The following is a 19,564-nucleotide window of genomic DNA, read 5'->3' as shown; positions in this document are numbered from 1 at the left end:
TCGCAAGGTGTCACTACTGCCACTGTTGGCCGGATATATCCCTTGCAACGATTACTGCCATGACCGTTGCACTCGCCCTGTTCATCCTGATCTCGCCGATCGCGGTCGCCGCCGTCGTGAGCTGGGCCGCGCACCGTGACAACGTCCTTCGATTCCGCCTCGACGTGTTCGACATCCGCCAGCCCGACTACGAGGCCTACCGTGCCGACCAGGACCTCGATGCCGTACGCACCCGCTTCGAGCGCCAACCCTGCTGGCCCAGTGCAGGGGCGTCAGGCGAGCGCCGATAGGAAGGCGGTCACGGCCTCGCGGTAAACCTCTGGCTCGTCGTCGTGGATCAGATGACCGGCCCCAGGGATGTGCAGATACGTTGTGGCCTGGCCGGTCTCGTCCATCTCACGCATCTGCCCGGGCGGCGCCACCGAATTGCCCGCCTCCAGCAGCAGGGCCGGGACCCGCACCCCACGCCACTGCTGCCAGTAATCCCGTGTCCCCCACTGGGCGGCGATATCCAGCCACCACTGTGGGTATCCGTGCAGCCGCCAGCCCGTGGGCGTCCGGTCGAACGCCTCCAGGAAGTACCGCCCGGCCACGGGTCCGAACTCGTCGTAAACCTCTTGCTCAGAACCGAATTCGACCGGCAACGCGTGCACCCACGGTTCCCACGGCCCGGTGGTGCGACCCCGGAAATCGGGGGCCATGTCCTCGACCACCACCGCGCTGACCAACTCCGGCCGGGCCGCGGCCAGGCACCAGGAATGCAGTGCGCCCATGGAATGGCCCACCATCGCCGCCGGTCGCCCCAACGCGGCCACGGCATCACCGAGATCGGCCACGAACCGTTCGGTGCTGATCGGATACGGATCGGCGACGTCACGCCCCCGGTGCCACGGCGCGTCGTAGGTGTAGACCGCACCCACCCCGGTCAACCACGGCACTTGGCGTGACCAGGTGCTGCCGCGGCCCATCAGGCCGTGCACCAGGACGATGGGCTCGCCGTGGCCCCCTCGGTACGTGAGTAGATCTGTGACCATGCCGTTATCTTGCCGGGCCGTACCGGTAGCCTGAACAGCATGCCTGTCGTGAAGATCAACGCCATCGAAGTACCACCCAACGCAGGCCCGGAACTGGAGAAGCGGTTCGCCAACCGTGCACACTCCGTCGACAACCAGCCCGGGTTCCTCGGCTTCCAACTGTTGCGCCCGGTCAAGGGCGAAGAGCGTTACTTCGTGGTGACCCAGTGGGAAACCGAAGAGGCGTTCCAGGCCTGGGCCACGGGACGCGCCGCCGAAGCGCACAAGGGCGAGCACGCCAACCCGGTCGCCACCGGCGCATCGCTGCTGGAGTTCGAGGTTGTGCTGGACGTTGCAGGGCCCGCTGCCAAGGCGTAGCCGCGGCCAGGTGCTGCGCCGCGCGGTCGGCCTGACGGCCGTCGTCGCGGTTGCGGCAACCGTGGCTTGTGGCTGTTCGCACAAGGTCGCTCCGGCAGCGGAAGTCTCCTACGGCGCGCACATCGACACCATCACCCCACCCGGTCTGCGGGCCAAGCAGACCATGGACATGCTCAACTCCGACTGGCCGATCGGCCCCATCGGCGTGCGCACGCTGGCCGCACCGGAGAAGGTCGACCTGGTGGGCACCAAGATGGACTCGATCTGGTGGGATCGACCGTTCCGTGTCACATCGGTGGACATCGGCGCCGCCCAGGCGACGTTGCACGTCCTTAACTCGTACAACGTGGCCCAGGACATCGATCTCAAGACCAACGACGTCGGCCTGGTCGACCGCTTCGACATCACGCTGGTGCCGCCCAGGATCGACACCTGGTCGGACATCGACACCGAACTGACCAAGTCCGGCGCCCGCTACTCGTATCGGGTGTCGAAGGTGGTGGGCGGCAAGTGCGAGCAGGTCGCCGGCACCAACACCGAGCTCTCGCTGCCGCTGGCCTCGATCTTCAAACTGTATGTGCTGCTTGCTGTTTCGGACGCCATCAAGGCGGGCACGCTGCAGTGGGACGATCATCTGACGATCACCAGGGAAGGTAAGAAGCTCGGGTCGGCCGGTCTGGACAAGTTGCCGCCCGGCGCGCAGATCACCGTGCGCACCGCCGCCCAGCAGATGATCTCGGCCAGCGACAACATGGCCACCGACCTACTGATCGAGCGAGTGGGCACGGCCGCGGTGGAGCGTGCCCTGGTGACGGCCGGTCATCACGATCCGGCCAGCATGACCCCGTTTCCGACCATGCACGAGGTGTTCTCGGTCGGCTGGGGCGAACCGAATCTGCGGGATCAGTGGAAGGCCGCTTCGCCCGCCGACCGGGTGGCGCTGCTGAAACAGACCAACAACCGCCCCTACGAACCGGATCCGAACCGCACCCACACGCCGGCGTCCAATGACGGTCTGGAGTGGTTCGCCAGTGCTGCCGACATCTGCCGGGTGCACGCCGCGTTGCAGGCCTCGGCCGTCGGCCCGGCCGCACCGGTCAAGGACATCCTGTCGGCACTGCCCGGTATCGACCTGGACCCGGCGAAGTGGAACTACATCGGCGCCAAGGGCGGCAACCTGCCCGGCGACCTCACCTTCAGCTGGTACGCGGTGGACCACACCGGGCAACCCTGGGTGGTCAGCTTCCAGTTGAACTGGCCGAAGTTCCGCAGCCCGACGGCCGCGGGCTGGCTGCTGTCGATCGCCAAACGGGCGTTCGCCATGGCACCCGTCGGCTAGCTGCTCCGCAGGGTCCAGGCATGCCCGCGGAAATGCATCACGGTGCGGCTCAGCGGCGCAATGTCGATGCGCCAGAACGACTTCGGCGGGGCATCCAGGGCGACGAGGATGGCGGCCCTGATCACCGCGGGATGGGTCACCGCCACCAACCGTCCCCGCACCGCGGTCAGACTGTCCATCCAGGCGTGTACCCGCTCGACGAGGTCGACGACGGATTCACCACCGTGTGGGGCTTGGGTCGGGTCGGTCAGCCAGATGGCCAGATCCGCCGGCTCGACGCCTCCTAGGACGGCCCCGCGCCAGCCGCCGAAGTCCAGATCGGCCAATTGCGGTTCGACGACGGCCGACAGCCCGAGCAGTTCGGCGGTCTGGCGGACCCTCTTCTCGGGCCCGCAGTACGCGGTGTCGACGACGCCGAGTTCGACGGCCGCGTCCGCCTGCCGGTGGCCCAGCTGATTGAGGGCCTCGTCGGTGGGGAATCGTCCGGCTGCGGTGGCGTCCGTCATGGCATGGGACACCAGCGACAGCCGGACGACCTCACTCACGCTCGCGGCTCACGCGGTCAGGTGCTCTTGACGCTTGCCCTCGAGCAGCTTGGACACCATGGCCCCGAACACCAGGCCGATCGTCGCCCACATGACAACCTGCGTGCCCAGCGAATACAGCCGGAACTCATAGAGATCGTCGGCGGGGAACGTCGGCGGAGTCTCGTCGATGGTCGGCAGGATCAAGAACACCACGGCCATCGAGACCACATAGTCGGCCATCCCGATCAGTGAGGCGTTCCAGACCCCCAGCTTGGGGATCAACCGTCGCACCAACAGGACCGAGCCCACGAACAGCGCCGCGGAGAGCACCACCAAGAGCACATAGAGCAGGGTCCGCTGCTTGATGGTCTCGTCGAGGCTCACCGCAGGTGGGTTCGGCGGGTACTTCAGCGCCGGGACGATCCACAACGAGACCAGCATGCCGCCCGCGGTCAGGGCCGCCAGGGCCCGCGCCGAGAGGTTGATCCGGCCGTACACCACGCAGAACACCACGGCCAGCAGGGCGCCCATCGCCACGCTGAAGATCAGGACGCCCAGGCCCATGCCGATGTTGGACTGCACGCCCCGGCTGAACAACTCGGCGCCCTCTTCGCCATGGGAATGGCCGCCGTGGGAATGCCCGGCCGCTTCGTGTGCCGCACCGACCCCGTTCTCGAAGTCGATCGCCCGACCGATCACCGGTTCGATGAACACCTTGGCCCAGACGAACGCGAGCACGCCCGCGAGGGCGCCGGCCAGTACGCCGCGCCCGATGATGTGTTTTTCCATTGTGTCGGTGTCTCGCTGCGAATCAGTGGCAGGGGAAACCGAGCAGATGGCGAGCATCGTGCACGAACTCGTGCACGTAGGTGTTGTTGCCCAGCACCGAGGTGGCGCCCTGGTCCATGCCGACGAAGTAGAGCGCGAGCAGCGCCACAAACGCGGTCAGCGTCAGCCAGAGCACCGCCTTCGTGGCCGACAGGTCGATTGCGCCAGCGTGGCTCTTACGTGCCTCTGCGGAAGTCATCTACGGGTCCTTTCCGGGAACTCGCGTCCCAGTCCGTGTGTGCGACAGGTCAGGGTCTGACTGTTCACAGTGGCGCGGCCGTCCTGGAGTCCCACCAGGTTCCTATGCCTGTCGATTACAGCAGCATCCTACGACCCGCGCAGGAGTTCTCCGGTCGGCAGGTATGAAACAGGTATGAAAAATGCCCCCGCCGTTGTGGCGAGGGCATCTTTCGTGTTGGACCTTATTCCGCGGTGGCTCCGGCCTTGGCCAGATCCGGACCGTCGGGGCTGGCCGCCTTGGGCGCACCGGAGAACGTGAACTTCGCATCCTCGCCGGCGCCTTCGCCGTCCCAGCCCTCGACATCGACCGTGACCAGCTGACCGGGGCCGAGCTCCTCGAAGAGGATCTTCTCCGAGAGCTGGTCCTCGATCTCGCGCTGGATCGTGCGCCGCAGCGGGCGGGCACCCAGCACCGGATCGAAGCCACGCTTGGCCAGCAGAGCCTTGGCCTTGTCGGTCAGCTCCATCTCCATGTCCTTGGCCTTCAGCTGGTTGCCGACCCGGCCGATCATCAGGTCGACCATCTTGATGATCTCGTCCTGCGTCAGCTGGTGGAACACGATGATGTCATCGATGCGGTTGAGGAACTCAGGCCGGAAGTGCTTCTTGAGCTCGTCGTTGACCTTCTGCTTCATCCGCTCGTAGTTGTTCTCCCCGCCGCCCTGGCTGAAGCCCAGCCCGACCGCCTTGGAGATGTCGGACGTGCCCAGGTTGGAGGTGAAGATCAACACGGTGTTCTTGAAGTCGACCGTGCGGCCCTGACCGTCGGTGAGACGGCCGTCCTCCAGGACCTGCAACAGGCTGTTGTAGATCTCCTGGTGGGCCTTCTCGATCTCGTCGAACAGCACCACCGAGAACGGCTTGCGACGCACCTTCTCGGTGAGCTGGCCGCCCTCTTCGTAGCCGACGTAGCCCGGAGGGGCACCGAACAGCCGCGACGCGGTGAAGCGGTCGTGGAACTCGCCCATGTCGATCTGGATGAGCGCGTCGTCGTCGCCGAACAGGAAGTTCGCCAGCGCCTTGGACAGCTCGGTCTTACCGACACCGGACGGGCCGGCGAAGATGAACGAGCCGGACGGACGCTTCGGGTCCTTCAGGCCGGCGCGGGTGCGGCGGATGGCCTTTGAAACTGCACGGACGGCATCCTCTTGGCCGATGATCCGCTTGTGCAGCTCCTCCTCCATGCGCAGCAGGCGCGTGGTCTCGGCCTCGGTCAGCTTGAACACCGGGATACCGGTCCAGTTGCCCAGCACCTCGGCGATCTGCTCGTCGTCGACCTCGGCGACCACGTCGAGATCGCCCGAACGCCACTGCTTCTCCCGCTCGGCGCGCTGGGCGACCAGCTGCTTCTCCCGATCGCGCAGGCTCGCGGCCTTCTCGAAGTCCTGCGCGTCGATCGCGGACTCCTTCTCCCGGCGCGCGTCGGCGATCTTCTCGTCGAACTCACGCAGGTCTGGCGGAGCGGTCATCCGGCGGATGCGCATCCGGGCACCGGCCTCGTCGATCAGGTCGATCGCCTTGTCCGGCAGGAACCGGTCGTTGATGTAGCGGTCGGCCAGGGTGGCCGCGGCCACCAGCGCGCCGTCGGTGATCGAGACCCGGTGGTGGGCCTCGTAGCGATCGCGCAGACCCTTGAGGATCTCGATCGTGTGCTCGACCGTCGGCTCACCGACCTGCACCGGCTGGAACCGGCGCTCCAACGCGGCGTCCTTCTCGATGTACTTGCGGTACTCGTCGAGGGTGGTGGCGCCGATGGTCTGCAGCTCACCACGGGCCAGCTTGGGCTTGAGGATCGACGCGGCGTCGATCGCGCCCTCGGCGGCACCGGCACCGACGAGCGTGTGCAACTCGTCGATGAACAGGATGATGTCGCCGCGGGTGTTGATCTCCTTGAGCACCTTCTTCAGGCGCTCCTCGAAATCACCGCGGTAGCGGCTGCCGGCCACCAGGGACCCCAGGTCGAGGGTGTAGAGCTGCTTGTCCTTGAGCGTCTCGGGGACCTCGCCGTGCACGATCGCCTGCGCCAGCCCCTCGACGACGGCCGTCTTGCCGACGCCGGGCTCGCCGATCAGCACCGGGTTGTTCTTGGTGCGACGGCTCAGCACCTGCATGACCCGCTCGATTTCCTTTTCACGGCCGATGACCGGATCGAGCTTGCCGTCGGCGGCGGCAGCGGTGAGGTTGCGGCCGAACTGGTCGAGGACCAGCGACGTCGACGGGTTGCCCGACTCGCCACCACGGCCACCGGTGCCGGCCTCGGCCGCCTCCTTGCCCTGGTAGCCGCTCAGCAGCTGGATGACCTGCTGGCGCACCCGGGTCAGCTCGGCGCCGAGCTTGACCAGGACCTGCGCGGCAACGCCCTCGCCCTCACGGATCAGGCCGAGCAGAATGTGCTCGGTGCCGATGTAGTTGTGGCCGAGCTGCAGCGCCTCGCGCAGGCTCAGCTCGAGAACCTTCTTCGCGCGCGGCGTGAACGGGATGTGGCCGGATGGGGCCTGCTGCCCCTGGCCGATGATCTCCTCGACCTGGCTGCGCACGCCCTCCAGCGAGATGCCCAACGACTCCAGCGACTTGGCGGCTACGCCCTCGCCCTCGTGAATAAGACCCAACAGGATGTGCTCGGTCCCGATGTAGTTGTGGTTGAGCATCCGGGCCTCTTCTTGCGCCAGGACGACGACCCTGCGGGCACGGTCGGTAAATCTCTCAAACATCGGTGGTTACCTGCTCTCCATCGCGTAGCGATACCCGCGTACGGCTTTGTTATATCGGTTCTCTCAGAGCCCGCACGAAGTACCTGCCGTCCACTCTAGTGGGCGGCCGCCCCGGGCGCGGAGGTTGGCGGTCTGTTCCGCCCGAGGAGACCCGCCCGCAACCGGTGCTGCAGATGAGCAACGCCGCCGGTCGGCGAATCGTTTCCGGAAACCGCGGCTTTCGGGTTCGCCATTAGCGAAAAACTCCGGACCGGGAATTCTCACCGGTCCGGAGCTGGCAACTATCGGTTGAGTTGCGGTCGATTATGTGGCGGCGTGGAAAGCGTCGATGACGTCTGCCGGGATGCGCCCGCGGGTGGACACGTTGTGCCCGTTGCGCCGCGCCCATTCACGAATGGCGGCACTCTGCTCACGGTCGATGGCACCGCGGCCACGGGCCGGCCCGGCAGCTCGCCCGCGCCGGCGTCCACCGACGCGACGGCCGGCCTCCACCCACTGCTTCAGGTCATTGCGGAGCTTGGCGGCATTCTTGGACGAAAGGTCGATCTCATAGGTGACACCGTCGAGACCGAATTCAACCGTCTCATCGGCGGTGGCTTCACCATCGAAATCGTCGACCAACGTGACGGTCACTTTCTTTGCCATTACCCCGCACCGAACCCTTCTGCACACGCCATTGGTGACTAAGCCTGAGTATCCTGCACCCGGGGCCCAATGTGCCACAAAAACACGCACATTTCCAACAGGGTGTCGATCACACCGGTCCAGTTGCAGTGTCAGTTACTGTGACGACGAACAATCGGGAACAAAACCGTCTCCCGAATAGACAAGCCCGTCAACGCCATCAACAGCCGATCGATACCCATTCCGGTGCCGGTGGTGGGCGGCATCGCGTACTCCAATGCGGCAAGGAAATCGTCGTCGAGAACCATTGCTTCATCATCACCGGCGGCCGCTGCGCGGGCCTGGGCCTCGAAACGTTCCCGCTGGATTACCGGATCGACGAGTTCGGAATATCCGGTGGCGAGTTCGAAACGTCGTATGTAGAGGTCCCATTTCTCGGTGACCCCGGCAATGCTGCGGTGGGCCCGGGTCAACGGTGAGGTCTCGACCGGGAAGTCGCGAACGAACGTCGGCGCCCACAACTTCGCACCCACGGTGTGTTCCCAGAGTTCCTCGACCAATTTTCCGTGCCCGTAGCCGCGGTCGCGTGCAATCTCGAGCTCCAGGTTGTCGGCAATACGCCACAAGTGCTCAACGGATGTCTCGGGAGTGATCTCCTCGCCAAGGGCCTCAGACAACGAGGGATACATTTCCAATGTGTCCCATTGGCCGTCGAGGTCATAGATTGTGCCATCAGGCAATGGCACCTGACGGGTGCCGATCGCCTCATCGGCGACCTCTTGAATAAGTTCGCGCGTGACAACCGCCGAATCGTTGTAGTCACCGTACGCCTGATATGTCTCCAGCATCGAGAATTCCGGTGAGTGCGTGGAATCGACACCTTCGTTGCGAAAGTTCCGATTCAACTCGAAAACGCGGTCAAATCCGCCGACGATGCAACGTTTGAGGAACAGTTCCGGCGCGATCCTCAGGTACAGATCGACATCGAGTGCATTGGAGTGGGTAATGAACGGGCGAGCCGCCGCGCCGCCGGCCAGCGTTTGCAGCATCGGCGTCTCGACTTCCAGGAAGCCCCGGCGTTCCAGCGCCGAACGGACCGCACGCACCACGGCCACCCGCTGACGCGCGATGCTGCGGGCCTCGGGACGCACGATGAGATCGACATAGCGTTGACGCACCCGGGCTTCTTCGCTCATTTCTTTGTGAGCAACCGGAAGTGGCCGCAGGGCCTTGGCCGCCATCTGCCACGAATCGGCCAGCACCGACAGTTCGCCGCGCTTCGAGCTGATCACTTCACCGTGGACGAACACGATGTCGCCCAGGTCCACGTCGGCCTTCCACGCATCCAGCGACTCCTGCCCCACCTGGGCCAGGCTGATCATCGCCTGCAGCTGCGTGCCGTCGCCCTCCTGCAGCGTCGCGAAGCACAATTTGCCCGAGTTACGCGCGAACACCACCCGGCCGGAGACGCCGACGATGTCGCCGGTCTGGGTGTCGGCGACCAGGTCCGGATAGGCATCGCGCAGCTCGGCCAACGTGTGGGTCCGCGGAACGGTCACCGGATAGGGCTCGCGGCCCTCTGCCAGCAGCCGCTCCCGTTTGGCCTGACGAATCCGGAACTGCTCGGGAAGGTCGGCCTGGGACTGGGACGCGTCGTCGCGATCGGCTGGGCTCACAAAATGCCAGCTTAAAGGAACACCGGAACGCGTCCTGCCACGCCGACGGGCCGGAGAACTCGACCGCGAGGTCGCGGGCCGGTGGGCACGGCTGCACGGTCAGCCGTTGTGTACAACCTCACAACCGCGACCCGCCGCCCCGGCGGCGAGCCGCCTCAGCGGGCCGGCGGCGAGCCGCCTCAGCGGGCCGGCTTCAGCCGCCCGCGCTGGCTGTCGCGGTTGCGTTCGAACACCAGGCGCAGCCCGTCGAGGGTGAGGTTGCGGTCGTAGTGCTCGACCGTGCGCAGGTCCGGCAGCACCAGCGGGGCGGTGTACCCGGTGGCCACTACCGCGACGTCGCCGCCGGAGAATCCGTCGACGTCCTCGCGTATCCGGTTGACCAACCCGTCGACCAGTCCGGCGAATCCGAAGACCGCACCGGCCTGCATGCATTCCACGGTGTTCTTGCCGATCACCGAACGCGGCCGGGTCAGCTCGACGCGGCGCAGCGCGGCGGATCTGGCGGCAGCAGCGTCAGACGACACCTGCACCCCGGGGGCGATGGCCCCGCCCAGGAACTCACCCTTGGCCGATACCACGTCGACACAGATCGACGAGCCGAAGTCGACGATGATCGCCGCGGTGCCGTATTTGTGAAAGGCGGCAAGGCAATTCACGATCCGATCGGCCCCGACCTCCTTCGGGTTGTCGACCAGCAGCGGGATGCCGGTACGCACCCCGGGCTCGATGAGCACGTGCGGCACCGACGGCCAGTACTGCTCGAGCATCAGCCGTACCTCATGCAGCACCGAGGGCACCGTGGAGAGGGCGGTCGCGCCGGTCAGTTCGTCCGCGGCATCACCGATCAGGCCGTCGATGGTGAGCGCCAACTCGTCGGCGGTCACCTCGGATTCAGTTCGAATCCGCCACTGCTGCACCACTTTCGCGTGATCTCCGGACCCGGAGATCAACCCGACGATGGTGTGGGTGTTGCGGACGTCGATGGCGAGAAGCATCAGCGCGGTGACATCAGTTCGGACACGTCTTCGGGGACGTAGGCCGGATCGTGACTGTGCTCGCCGAGGTCGATCTGCTTGTTGTCGTTGTCCACGAAGACGATCCGCGGCCGGTAGGTACGGGCCTCGGCGTCCTCCATCACGCCGTAGGCGATCAGGATGACCAGATCCCCGGGATGGATGAGATGCGCGGCCGCGCCGTTGATCCCGATCACCCCGGTGCCCCGCTCACCGGTGATCGCATAGGTCACCAGGCGGGCGCCGTTGTCGATGTCGACGATCGTGACCTGCTCACCTTCGAGCAGGTCGGCGGCCTCCATCAGGTCGGCGTCGATGGTCACCGAGCCGACGTAGTGCAGGTCCGCCTGCGTCACGGTGGCACGGTGAATCTTGGATTTCAGCATGGTGCGCTGCATCAGTTCCTCCAGGGCAGTTCATGATTGTCGTCGCCGACGCGGGGGTGTCCGTCGATGCCGGCCGAGGCACCGATGTCGACAGAGATGTTGTCCAACAGCCGGGTTCGGCCCAGCCGGGCGGCCACCAACAGCCGGGCCTGGCCTTCGGCCGGGGCCGGGCCCAGCAGCGCGTCGCGCACCTCGAGATAGTCGACGTCGATGGCCGGAACCTCGTCCAGCACGGCGCGGGCCGCCTCGATGGCGGCCAACGCACCACCGGCGGCGGCGTACTTTCCGGCCAGCAGGGCCGCTGACAGTGCACCGGCCTGCTCGCGTTCGTCGGCGTCGAGGTACTGGTTGCGTGAGGACATCGCCAGCCCGTCGGACTCGCGCACGATGGGCACCCCGACGATCTGCACATCCACGTTCAGGTCGGTGACCATCTGCCGGATCAACGCCAGTTGCTGGTAGTCCTTCTCGCCGAAGAACGCCCGATCCGGTCGGACGATCTGCAGGAGTTTGAGCACGACGGTCAGTACGCCGGCGAAATGTCCTGGGCGCGAGGCACCTTCGAGCTCGTCGCCGACCGGGCCGGGCTGTACGCTGGTGCGCGGGCCGTCCGGATACATGGCCGAAGCGGTTGGGGTGAACGCGATGTCGACGCCTTCGGCACGCAACGCGGCCAGGTCGTCGTCAAGGGTGCGGGGGTAGGCGTCGAGATCCTCACCGGCGCCGAATTGCAGTGGGTTGACGAAGATCGACACCACCACCACCGCACCGGGCACCCGCTTGGCCGCACGAATCAGGGTCAGGTGCCCGTCGTGCAGCGCGCCCATCGTCGGTACCAGCGTGATCCGCCGGCCGCTGGTGCGCAGCGCCCGCGTGACCGCCGAGACGTCGGCGGGCGCGGAGTAGACATTGAGCTCGCCGGCCACGAACTTGGGCGGATTGCTGTGGGTCATCCTTGACTCGTTTCCGGGCTCGATTCGGTCAGAACTTGCAGAACGTCCTGCGGTGCGTGGGCACGTAGGGCGGTCCGCAGCGAATTGGCCCGATATGACTGGGCCAGTTGAGGATCCAGTTCGGCCAGCGCCTGCAGATGCGCCGCCACCGCGGCCGCGTCACCACGGGCCACCGGCCCGGTCAGGGCGGCCTGACCGCGTTGCAGCGCATTCTCCAGCGCCGCCCGGGCCAGCGGTCCCACCGCCCGCTCGGGCAGCCCGCCGGGGGCATCGCCGACGAGTTCCTGGCCGAGCAGTTCCTGACCGCGCAGCGAGGCCCGCAGTGTGTCGACGGCATCGAGCACGAGGGTGACCAGGTGGTTGCTGGCATGCGCCAGCGCGGCGTGATAGCGGGTCCTGGCGTCCTCGGGGACCCGGAACGGCTCCCCGCCGATCTCCAGCACCAGCGACTGCCCGATCGCATACCCCACCTCGTCGGCGGCGGTGATGCCGAAACAGGTGTCGGGCAGCCGGGCGATGTCCTCGTCGGAACCGGTGAACGTCATCGCCGGGTGGATGGCCAGCGGTATGCATCCTTGCTCGCTCAACGGCGCCAGCACCGCGACGCCGTTCGCCCCGGAGGTGTGCACCACGATGGTTCCGGGCCGGACGGCACCGGTGGCAGCCAGGCCGGATACCAGGGAGGCGAGCTCGGCGTCGGGGACGGCCAACAGCAACAGCTCCGCGCGCTGGGCCACCTCGGCCACCGGGAGGATCGCGGTGTCGGGCAGCCGGCGCTGCGCCCGCAGCCGCGAGGCCTCGGAGATCGCGCTGCACGCCACCACGACATGTTCGACCCGCTCCAAGGCATGGCCGAGCGCCGTGCCGACCCGGCCGGCGGAAATGACGCCGACGCTGAGCCTGGCCGGACGCAGGCCCTCAGGTGGACACCACCCGTCTGCCGGGAGCTGCTGCATCGCAGACGACCTCACAGGATGAATAGGTTCTCGTTCCAGTCCCGCGTGGCGGGTACCGGACGGTCGTCACGAGACTAACTCACGGTTCGCGACGCCTGCGACGGCCGCCTTCTGCCGGGGCCGACTGGAACCGTGCCAGCAACTCACTGACCGACTGTCCGTCGGCGTGGTGGCCGTTCTGTGGCTCCGGCTCGTCTTCGCTGCGGTGCCGCGACGCCCGCCGCGGCGGCTGGGAGGGCGGCGCCGACGGTTCGGCGGCCAGGGCCGGTGACGGCTGAGCGGCTGCGGGCCGCGCTGGATCGGACTCGGCCGGGGCGGAGTGGCGACCGCGGGGCGGCTCGGGCGTCTGGGCTGCCGACATCGCCGGGGCCGGGGTCACCGGGGGTTCCGGCGTGGGTTCCGGGGCCGGTGCCGCTGTGGGTTCCGGGGCTGTCTGCGGGGTCGACTCCGGGGCGCGACGCCGGCCGACGTACTCGGTTGCCCCACCGTTCTGCGGGGTCACCGGGGCTGACCAATTGCTGCCCGGTGCGCCCGCGGGAATCCACTGGCCCTCGGCGGGGGCTGGTTGCCAACCGGTCGCGGCCGGTTCGGGAGCCGCGTCCGGTGTCGGTTCCGGTGCCGGCACGGGCTCGGGCTGGGGCTGGGGCTCCGGTTCGGGGGCTTCGATCGTCGGTGACGGTTGCATCGGGGGCATGGTCGGCGGTGGGGGCGGCGGTGCCCAGGCCGACGTGGCCTCCGCGGGCCGACGTGCCGCCGGTTGCGGCTCCGGACGGGGCTGGGGTTGGGGCTCGGGCTCGACGCGAGGTTCGGGCTCCGCCTGGGGCTCGCGGCGCGGCGGCTCCGGCTGGCGTGCGGACTCCTGCTGCTGGCGCCGACGGCGGCGCGGCGGTTCACCCGCGGGCATCGGCCGTGACGGCAGCCGGTGGGCACCACCGGAGGTCGCCCAGTCGTTCTCCGGGGGATGCGGCTCGGCCGGAACGTCGATGATCGGGGTTTCCTCGGTCCGCGACGTACGGATGTCGGTGACCTCGACCGGTGGCACGTCCAGACGGCTGGCGGTGACCCGGCCCGCGGTGCGTACCGCGCTCTTGTCGGTCTCGATGGCCGGGCGGTTCATCAGGTCGGTGTCGAACAAGATCTCCAGGTTGGCCCGCAACGCGGCCAGTTCGGCGCGCAATGCGGCCACCTCGTCGGCGGCCTGGGCGCGCAACTCGGAGGCCAGCTCCCGGCGCAGTTGGGTCTCGACGGTCAGCTCGTACTCTCGCCGCGCGGAGATCTCCCGGTCCAGCTGCAGGTCGTAGACGAACTTCAGGTCCCGCGCCTTGGCCTGGTCCAGATCGCTCTGGCGGCGGTAGATGACAGAGACGAAGGCCGCCACCACGGCAGCCCACAGCGCCAGGATGACGGCGAGTTTCAGCAACTCGACTCGATCGGTGAAGACCAATGCGGAACTGGCCAGAATGGCGAGCACCAGCAATACCGTCAAGAGGAGCCAGCCCGGCCTTCGGCCGCCGCGCCGTGGCCGACCACCGCGGGGCAGAACGGTCATGCGCCGACTGTACCCGTCACCGGCCATTCAGCCGGGCGACCGCTGCGGCGATTCGGCCATCGACCTGAGGAAATCGGCTATTCGGTGGCGGTGTCGCCGTTGTCGGGCGGCTCGCCGGGGGACGTGCAGCAATGCTGCAGCCACACCGCCGCAACGGCGAGCGCCAGCGCACTGATCGCGGCGACCACCGCACCCGGGGTGTCTTCCCCGGCCACCCGCAGTTCGCCGCGGCGCGGCAGCAGGTAGACCACGACACCGATCCACCAACCCGCGACAATGGCCCCGACCCAGGCCGACGCCTTGGCGATGACGACCGACCGGGCCACCGCCAACGGATGCAGCCGGCCGGTGCCGACCCCGATCTGGCCGTCGTTGATCTTGGCCCGCACGTAGAACGCCCAACCGGCCTCAATGAGCGCGACCGCCAGCAGCGACAGACCGGTCCACACCGTCAGCGGCGGAAACCACCGATAGAGAATTGCGACCAGCACATAGCCGACGATCGCCACGATCGCCGTGGTGCCGGCCAGATCACGTTTGCGGGTCGGCCCCATCAGTCGGCCACGGGTTCGGTTCGGGCGACCAGTTCCAGATCCGTGCGCCGGACCCCGGCCCGCTCGACCGGATCGATCTCCTCGAGCAGGTAAGCCACTCGACACGACCGGCCGACCACGGTCAACGTGGCCTCGGGATCGACGGCGAGCCACGGGATGAGCACGAACGCGCGCAGATGCGCCAGCGGATGAGGCAACGTCAGCTCCTCGTCCCGGGAGAACACCTCGACGTCGCCGTCGTGGCAGGTGATCAGGTCGATGTCGAGGGTGCGCGGACCCCACTTCTGTTCCCGGACGCGGTCGGCAGCCTGTTCCAGGGCCTGGCCGCGCCGCAGCCAGCCCCGGGCGTCGAGATCGGGTGCGTCCGCGATCACCACCGCGTTGAGGAACGGATTCTGCTCGACACCACCCCAGGCGTCGGTCTCGAACACCGGCGATACCGCACGCACGGCGGGCCCGAGCGCATCGAGGACCGATTGCAGGCGGGCCAGCCGGTCACCGAGGTTCGACCCGATGGAGAGCACCACTGAAGTCATTTAGTGCTCCTCACGTCCACGGCGCGACCGGCGGGCCACCACCGCGACATCGTCAAACGTCAGCGGAATGGGGGCACTGGGCTTGTGCACCACGACCTCGACCGCGTGCAGCCGTTCGTCGACCATGAAGGCGTCGGCGATCTCGGCCGAAACCGTCTCGATGAGATTGCGTGGCGGGCCCGCGACGATGTCGGCCGCGCGCTGGGCCAGGGCACCGTAGTCGAGGGTGTCGGCAAGGTCGTCGGTTTCGGCCGCCCGGCGCAGATCCACCCACGCGGTGACGTCGACGACGAATTCCTGACCGTCGCGGCGTTCATGCTCGAAGACGCCATGGTTGCCGCGAACCCGTAAGCCGCGCAACTCAATTCGATCAGCCAATCCGTCCTCCAGATTCCCAGGCGTGCAGCACGGCGAAAGCGTCGACGGAGGCCACCACGTCATGCACGCGAACGCCCCAGGCCCCGTGCTGGGCTGCCAGCAGCGAGATCACGGCGGTGGCAGTCTCCCGGCCGTCGGGCGGCCGCGGCGCACCGTCGGGGCCGGCCAGCAGTGCGCCCAGAAAGCGTTTACGTGACGCACCGACCAACACCGGGATCCCGGTGGCGACGAACTCCGGCAGGGCGTGCAGTAGTGCCCAATTGTGTTGCGCGGTCTTGGCGAAGCCCAGACCCGGATCGATGATCAGCCGCTGCGGATCGACCCCGGCGGCCACTGCGGCGTCGACCGCGGACAGCAGCTCGGTGCGCACCTCGGCGACCACATCGCCGTAGGCCGGGGCGCGGTGAGGCTGGTCCGCGCCGACCGAGCGCCAGTGCATCAGGATCCAGGGAACTTTCGCCTCGGCGAGCAGCGGGGCCATGTTCGGATCGGCCAATCCGCCGGAGACGTCGTTGACGATCTGTGCGCCGTTCTCCAGCGCAACTTTCGCCACGGCGGCGTGCATGGTGTCGATGCTGACGGTGATCCCTTGGGCGGCAAGGGCTTTTATGACGGGCCCGACGCGGGCGGCCTCCACCGCCGGGTCGATGCGCACCGCACCGGGGCGGGTCGATTCGCCGCCCACGTCGATGATCGCGGCCCCGGCTGCGGCCAGTGCCAACCCGTGTTCGACCGCACGGTCACGGTCGATGAATTTGCCGCCATCGGAGAAGGAATCGTCGGTGACGTTCACAACTCCCATGACCTGCACAGGGGTGGGCTTCACTTCCGCAGGATAAGTTCCAGCGCCTCGGCCCGGGATGCCTTGTCCGTCTTGAACTGTCCGCGCACCGCGGAGGTGGTGGTGACCGCGCCGGGTTTACGGACCCCGCGCATGGCCATGCAGAGGTGCTCGGCCTCGATCACCACGATGGCTCCGCGCGGATCGAGCTTGCGCATCAGGGCGTCGGCGATCTGGGCGGTCAGCCGCTCCTGCACCTGCGGACGCTTGGAGTACAGATCGACCAGCCGGGCGATCTTCGACAGGCCGGTCACCCGGCCGTCCACCCCGGGGATGTACCCGACGTGGGCCACCCCGTGGAACGACACCAGATGGTGCTCGCAGGTGGAGTACATCGGGATCTCTTTGACGAGTACGAGCTCGTCGTGTTCCTCGTCGAAGGTGGTGTTGAGCACCGCATCCGGGTCGGTGTACAGGCCCGCCATCAGTTCCTTGTACGCACGCGCCACCCGAGCCGGGGTGTCGAGCAGGCCCTGACGATCAGGGTCCTCACCGATGGCGATCAGCAGCTCGCGCACTGCCGCCTCGGCCCGCGGTTGGTCGAACACCCGCGTGGCCGTATCGGTGTTGTTGTGATGCTCGCGCAGCGACTGCGACATCGAAGCCTCCGTTCTTCCGATCAGCCGTGGGTGCCTGGGTTGGACCGGTCGGCCCGATCAGACCGGTCGGAACCGCCGTCCTGGCCGGCCTCCTCGTTGGGGTTGGGCTGACCTGGATGAGGATAGGGCTGATACGGGTACGGCTGGGGCTGTTGCCATCCCGACGGATGCGGCGGCGGGTACCAGTAACCCTGCTGCTGCGGGGGCGGCTGGTATCCGGGCTGCTGCGGCTGTTGCGGCGACTGGTGTTGCGGCGGCGGGGGCCAGCCGGGCGCATGCCAGCCGGCCGGCGCGCCGTAGTCGGGTTGCGTCGAGCCGTTGGGTGGTGCGCCGTTGCTCGGCGCACCGTTGGTCTGCCCGGCGGCCTGGGCCTTTTCGTTGGCCTCGCGGCTGGCCGCGGCGATGGCGGCCTTGAACGCCGGCTCCGGCACCGGCGGCGGCCACGGCTCACCGCGCTCGATGGCGATCTCGCCCGGGGTCTTGATCGGCGGCTTGTCTGACGGCACGCGGCCGCCGAAGTCGTCGAACATGGTCAGGCGGGGACGCTTCTTCACGTCGCCGAAGATGGCCTCCAGCTCGGCGCGGTGAAGCGTCTCCTTCTCCAGCAGCTCGCCGGCCAGGGTGTCGAGCACGTCGCGGTACTCGGTGAGGATCTCCCACGCCTCGGTGTGCGCGGCCTCGATGAGCTTGCGCACCTCGTCATCGATATCGCGGGCCACCTCATGACCGAAGTCGGCCTGAGTGCCCATGGTGCGGCCCAGGAACGGATCGCCGTGCTCGGTGCCGTAGCGCACCGCACCCAGCTTGGAGCTCATGCCGTACTCGGTGACCATCGCGCGGGCAATCTTGGTGGCCTGCTCGATGTCGGACACCGCACCGGTGGTGGGCTCACGGAACACCAGCTCCTCGGCGGCACGGCCACCCATCGCGAAGACCAGCCGGGCGATCATCTCCGAGCGGGTCATCAGGCCCTTGTCGTCCTCGGGCACCGCCACGGCGTGGCCACCGGTGCGGCCGCGGGCCAGGATGGTCACCTTGTAGATCGGCTCGATGTCCGGCATCGCCCACGCGGCCAGGGTGTGTCCGCCCTCGTGGTAGGCGGTGATCTTCTTTTCCTGCTCGCTGATGATGCGGCTCTTGCGGCGCGGGCCACCCACCACGCGGTCGACGGCCTCTTCCAGCGCCGCACTCGTGATGATGGTGCCGTTCTCGCGGGCGGTGAGCAGCGCGGCCTCGTTGATGACGTTGGCCAGGTCCGCGCCGGACATGCCGACGGTCCGCTTGGCCAGCCCGTCCAGGTCGGCGTCGGGCGCGATGGGCTTGCCCGCCGAATGCACCTTGAGCACCGCGCGACGGCCGGCCAGGTCGGGGTTGGACACCGGGATCTGCCGGTCGAAGCGGCCGGGCCGCAGCAGGGCCGGGTCGAGGATGTCGGGCCGGTTGGTGGCCGCGATCAGGATGACGCCCTGGCGGTCACCGAAGCCGTCCATCTCGACCAGCAACTGGTTGAGCGTCTGCTCACGTTCGTCGTGACCGCCGCCCATGCCGGCGCCGCGCTGGCGGCCGACGGCGTCGATGTCGTCGACGAAGATGATGCACGGGCTGTTGGCCTTGGCCTGCTCGAACATGTCGCGCACGCGGGAGGCGCCGACGCCGACGAACATCTCGACAAAGTCCGAACCGGAAATCGTGAAGAACGGCACCCCGGCCTCGCCGGCGACCGCGCGGGCCAGCAGGGTCTTGCCGGTTCCGGGCGGGCCGTACAGCAGTACGCCCTTGGGGATCTTGGCGCCGAGCGCCTGGTAACGGCTGGGGTTCTGCAGGAAGTCCTTGATCTCGTAGAGCTCTTCGACCGCCTCGTCGACACCGGCCACGTCGGCGAACGTGGTCTTGGGCATGTCCTTGCCGAGCTGCTTGGCCTTAGATTTGCCGAAGCCGAAGCCCATCCGGCCGCCGCCCTGCATGCGGGAGAACATCACGAACAGCGCCACCAGCAACAACAGCGGCAGCATGTAGATCAGCATCGAACCGAGGAAGCTGCCCTGGTTCACGGTGGTGCCGAACTTGACGTTCTTGGCGTCGAGCTGGTCGACGAGCTTGACCGCATAACCGGTGGGGTACTTGGTGATGACCTTGTCGGAGTTCTCGGTCTCTTCTTTACCGCTCTTGAGGTCGAGGCGCAGTTGCTGCTCGCGGTCGTCGATCTGGGCGCTGTTGACGTTGTCAGCGTTGATCTGAGCCACCGCCACCGAGGTGTCGACGGGTTTGTAGCCGCGGGTGTCGTCGCTGAAATAGAAGAACGACCAGCCCAGCAGCAGCACGACCGCGATCACGGTCAGCGTGCGGATCACATTTTTGCGGTTCATCGATCACTCGGCCGAGTTCGGCCCGGTCCTTCCAACGTGCGCAGTTGAGACATTCAAGGCTACCGCTAGACCAACGTTCGGCAGTTCCCGACGGTAT

21 protein-coding genes are annotated in these 19,564 nt (G+C 67.4%); 3 read left to right on the top strand and 18 right to left on the bottom strand.

What is annotated here, in order from left to right; genetic code table 11:
• The first annotated feature begins 59 nt into the window (after positions 1-59).
• On the top strand, positions 60-290 hold the full coding sequence (locus tag A5699_RS05335) for a hypothetical protein (RefSeq protein ID WP_067766467.1): 231 nt from the start codon (positions 60-62) through the stop codon (positions 288-290).
• On the opposite strand, the gene A5699_RS05330 is transcribed toward A5699_RS05335, so the two are convergent.
• Positions 273-1,034 (bottom strand): alpha/beta fold hydrolase, encoded by a 762-nt coding sequence (locus tag A5699_RS05330; RefSeq protein ID WP_067766464.1) that lies wholly within the window; start codon positions 1,032-1,034, stop codon positions 273-275. The two genes, A5699_RS05335 and A5699_RS05330, sit on opposite strands and share 18 nt — an antisense overlap.
• Positions 1,035-1,073: 39 nt before the next feature.
• Between A5699_RS05330 and mhuD the strand changes: the two genes are divergently transcribed.
• Both mhuD and A5699_RS05320 read left to right on the top strand, forming a co-directional pair.
• Positions 1,074-1,391: a mycobilin-forming heme oxygenase MhuD gene (gene mhuD / locus A5699_RS05325; protein ID WP_067766461.1), complete on the top strand. Its 318-nt coding sequence runs from the start codon at positions 1,074-1,076 to the stop codon at positions 1,389-1,391.
• A gap of 13 nt (positions 1,392-1,404) precedes the next feature.
• Positions 1,405-2,730, top strand: a complete 1,326-nt coding sequence (locus tag A5699_RS05320; protein ID WP_369806663.1) for a serine hydrolase — start codon at positions 1,405-1,407, stop codon at positions 2,728-2,730.
• Here A5699_RS05320 and A5699_RS05315 read toward each other — a convergent pair.
• The 17 genes from A5699_RS05315 to ftsH form a co-directional block, all read right to left on the bottom strand.
• On the bottom strand, positions 2,727-3,275 hold the full coding sequence (locus A5699_RS05315) for a histidine phosphatase family protein (protein ID WP_067766458.1): 549 nt from the start codon (positions 3,273-3,275) through the stop codon (positions 2,727-2,729). The genes A5699_RS05320 and A5699_RS05315 overlap by 4 nt on opposite strands.
• 9 nt (positions 3,276-3,284) lie before the next feature.
• The gene (locus A5699_RS05310) at positions 3,285-4,046 is read right to left on the bottom strand and encodes a CbtA family protein (protein WP_067766455.1); all 762 of its coding nucleotides are present in this window, start codon (positions 4,044-4,046) and stop codon (positions 3,285-3,287) included.
• 22 nt (positions 4,047-4,068) lie between these two features.
• Complete coding sequence (locus tag A5699_RS05305; protein ID WP_067766452.1) at positions 4,069-4,284, bottom strand: CbtB-domain containing protein; 216 nt, start codon at positions 4,282-4,284, stop codon at positions 4,069-4,071.
• A gap of 223 nt (positions 4,285-4,507) precedes the next feature.
• Positions 4,508-7,036 (bottom strand): ATP-dependent protease ATP-binding subunit ClpC, encoded by a 2,529-nt coding sequence (clpC1, locus tag A5699_RS05300; protein ID WP_067766450.1) that lies wholly within the window; start codon positions 7,034-7,036, stop codon positions 4,508-4,510.
• A 303-nt stretch (positions 7,037-7,339) separates the two neighbouring features.
• Entirely contained in the window at positions 7,340-7,681 is a 342-nt protein-coding gene (gene lsr2 / locus A5699_RS05295) for a histone-like nucleoid-structuring protein Lsr2 (protein WP_003882525.1), read from the bottom strand.
• A gap of 131 nt (positions 7,682-7,812) precedes the next feature.
• Positions 7,813-9,336, bottom strand: a complete 1,524-nt coding sequence (gene lysS / locus A5699_RS05290; protein WP_067766447.1) for a lysine--tRNA ligase — start codon at positions 9,334-9,336, stop codon at positions 7,813-7,815.
• A 179-nt stretch (positions 9,337-9,515) separates the two neighbouring features.
• Positions 9,516-10,331 (bottom strand): type III pantothenate kinase, encoded by an 816-nt coding sequence (locus tag A5699_RS05285; RefSeq protein ID WP_067766444.1) that lies wholly within the window; start codon positions 10,329-10,331, stop codon positions 9,516-9,518.
• A complete protein-coding gene (gene panD, locus A5699_RS05280; protein WP_067766441.1) occupies positions 10,331-10,747 on the bottom strand; it encodes an aspartate 1-decarboxylase in 417 nt (138 codons plus the stop codon). Before panD ends, A5699_RS05285 begins: the two co-directional genes overlap by 1 nt.
• Positions 10,747-11,688, bottom strand: a complete 942-nt coding sequence (gene panC, locus A5699_RS05275) for a pantoate--beta-alanine ligase (protein ID WP_067766438.1) — start codon at positions 11,686-11,688, stop codon at positions 10,747-10,749. Before panC ends, panD begins: the two co-directional genes overlap by 1 nt.
• On the bottom strand, positions 11,685-12,644 hold the full coding sequence (locus tag A5699_RS05270) for a Rossmann-like and DUF2520 domain-containing protein (protein ID WP_067766434.1): 960 nt from the start codon (positions 12,642-12,644) through the stop codon (positions 11,685-11,687). The genes panC and A5699_RS05270 overlap by 4 nt, the downstream gene beginning before the upstream one ends.
• 79 nt (positions 12,645-12,723) lie before the next feature.
• On the bottom strand, positions 12,724-14,193 hold the full coding sequence (locus tag A5699_RS05265) for a DUF6779 domain-containing protein (RefSeq protein WP_082957589.1): 1,470 nt from the start codon (positions 14,191-14,193) through the stop codon (positions 12,724-12,726).
• 77 nt (positions 14,194-14,270) lie between these two features.
• Positions 14,271-14,747 (bottom strand): DUF3180 domain-containing protein, encoded by a 477-nt coding sequence (locus A5699_RS05260; RefSeq protein ID WP_067766427.1) that lies wholly within the window; start codon positions 14,745-14,747, stop codon positions 14,271-14,273.
• A complete protein-coding gene (gene folK / locus A5699_RS05255) occupies positions 14,747-15,283 on the bottom strand; it encodes a 2-amino-4-hydroxy-6-hydroxymethyldihydropteridine diphosphokinase (protein WP_067766424.1) in 537 nt (178 codons plus the stop codon). Before folK ends, A5699_RS05260 begins: the two co-directional genes overlap by 1 nt.
• A complete protein-coding gene (gene folB, locus A5699_RS05250; RefSeq protein ID WP_067766421.1) occupies positions 15,284-15,661 on the bottom strand; it encodes a dihydroneopterin aldolase in 378 nt (125 codons plus the stop codon). It abuts the gene before it with no gap.
• A complete protein-coding gene (gene folP, locus A5699_RS05245; protein WP_197508196.1) occupies positions 15,654-16,487 on the bottom strand; it encodes a dihydropteroate synthase in 834 nt (277 codons plus the stop codon). Before folP ends, folB begins: the two co-directional genes overlap by 8 nt.
• On the bottom strand, positions 16,484-17,101 hold the full coding sequence (folE, locus tag A5699_RS05240; protein ID WP_067766418.1) for a GTP cyclohydrolase I FolE: 618 nt from the start codon (positions 17,099-17,101) through the stop codon (positions 16,484-16,486). The genes folP and folE overlap by 4 nt, the downstream gene beginning before the upstream one ends.
• 20 nt (positions 17,102-17,121) lie before the next feature.
• Positions 17,122-19,467, bottom strand: a complete 2,346-nt coding sequence (gene ftsH / locus A5699_RS05235; RefSeq protein ID WP_067766415.1) for an ATP-dependent zinc metalloprotease FtsH — start codon at positions 19,465-19,467, stop codon at positions 17,122-17,124.
• Between the last annotated feature and the right edge of the window lie 97 nt (positions 19,468-19,564).

It is taken from the genome of Mycobacterium sp. E802 (genome assembly GCF_001666875.1).
Lineage (GTDB): Bacteria > Actinomycetota > Actinomycetes > Mycobacteriales > Mycobacteriaceae > Mycobacterium.
Note: the sequence above shows the minus strand (reverse complement) of the source record. Positions and strands in the feature narration are given on the sequence as shown.

Coding starts and splice junctions, on each gene's coding strand:
- A5699_RS05335 (WP_067766467.1), top strand. CDS start 60: ATGACCGTTGCACTCGCCCTGTTCATCCTGATCTCGCCGATCGCGGTC.
- A5699_RS05330 (WP_067766464.1), bottom strand. CDS start 1,034: ATGGTCACAGATCTACTCACGTACCGAGGGGGCCACGGCGAGCCCATC.
- mhuD (WP_067766461.1), top strand. CDS start 1,074: ATGCCTGTCGTGAAGATCAACGCCATCGAAGTACCACCCAACGCAGGC.
- A5699_RS05310 (WP_067766455.1), bottom strand. CDS start 4,046: ATGGAAAAACACATCATCGGGCGCGGCGTACTGGCCGGCGCCCTCGCG.
- A5699_RS05305 (WP_067766452.1), bottom strand. CDS start 4,284: ATGACTTCCGCAGAGGCACGTAAGAGCCACGCTGGCGCAATCGACCTG.
- clpC1 (WP_067766450.1), bottom strand. CDS start 7,036: ATGTTTGAGAGATTTACCGACCGTGCCCGCAGGGTCGTCGTCCTGGCG.
- lsr2 (WP_003882525.1), bottom strand. CDS start 7,681: ATGGCAAAGAAAGTGACCGTCACGTTGGTCGACGATTTCGATGGTGAA.
- A5699_RS05285 (WP_067766444.1), bottom strand. CDS start 10,331: ATGCTTCTCGCCATCGACGTCCGCAACACCCACACCATCGTCGGGTTG.
- panD (WP_067766441.1), bottom strand. CDS start 10,747: ATGCAGCGCACCATGCTGAAATCCAAGATTCACCGTGCCACCGTGACG.
- panC (WP_067766438.1), bottom strand. CDS start 11,688: ATGACCCACAGCAATCCGCCCAAGTTCGTGGCCGGCGAGCTCAATGTC.
- A5699_RS05270 (WP_067766434.1), bottom strand. CDS start 12,644: ATGCAGCAGCTCCCGGCAGACGGGTGGTGTCCACCTGAGGGCCTGCGT.
- A5699_RS05265 (WP_082957589.1), bottom strand. CDS start 14,193: ATGACCGTTCTGCCCCGCGGTGGTCGGCCACGGCGCGGCGGCCGAAGG.
- A5699_RS05260 (WP_067766427.1), bottom strand. CDS start 14,747: ATGGGGCCGACCCGCAAACGTGATCTGGCCGGCACCACGGCGATCGTG.
- folK (WP_067766424.1), bottom strand. CDS start 15,283: ATGACTTCAGTGGTGCTCTCCATCGGGTCGAACCTCGGTGACCGGCTG.
- folE (WP_067766418.1), bottom strand. CDS start 17,101: ATGTCGCAGTCGCTGCGCGAGCATCACAACAACACCGATACGGCCACG.
- ftsH (WP_067766415.1), bottom strand. CDS start 19,467: ATGAACCGCAAAAATGTGATCCGCACGCTGACCGTGATCGCGGTCGTG.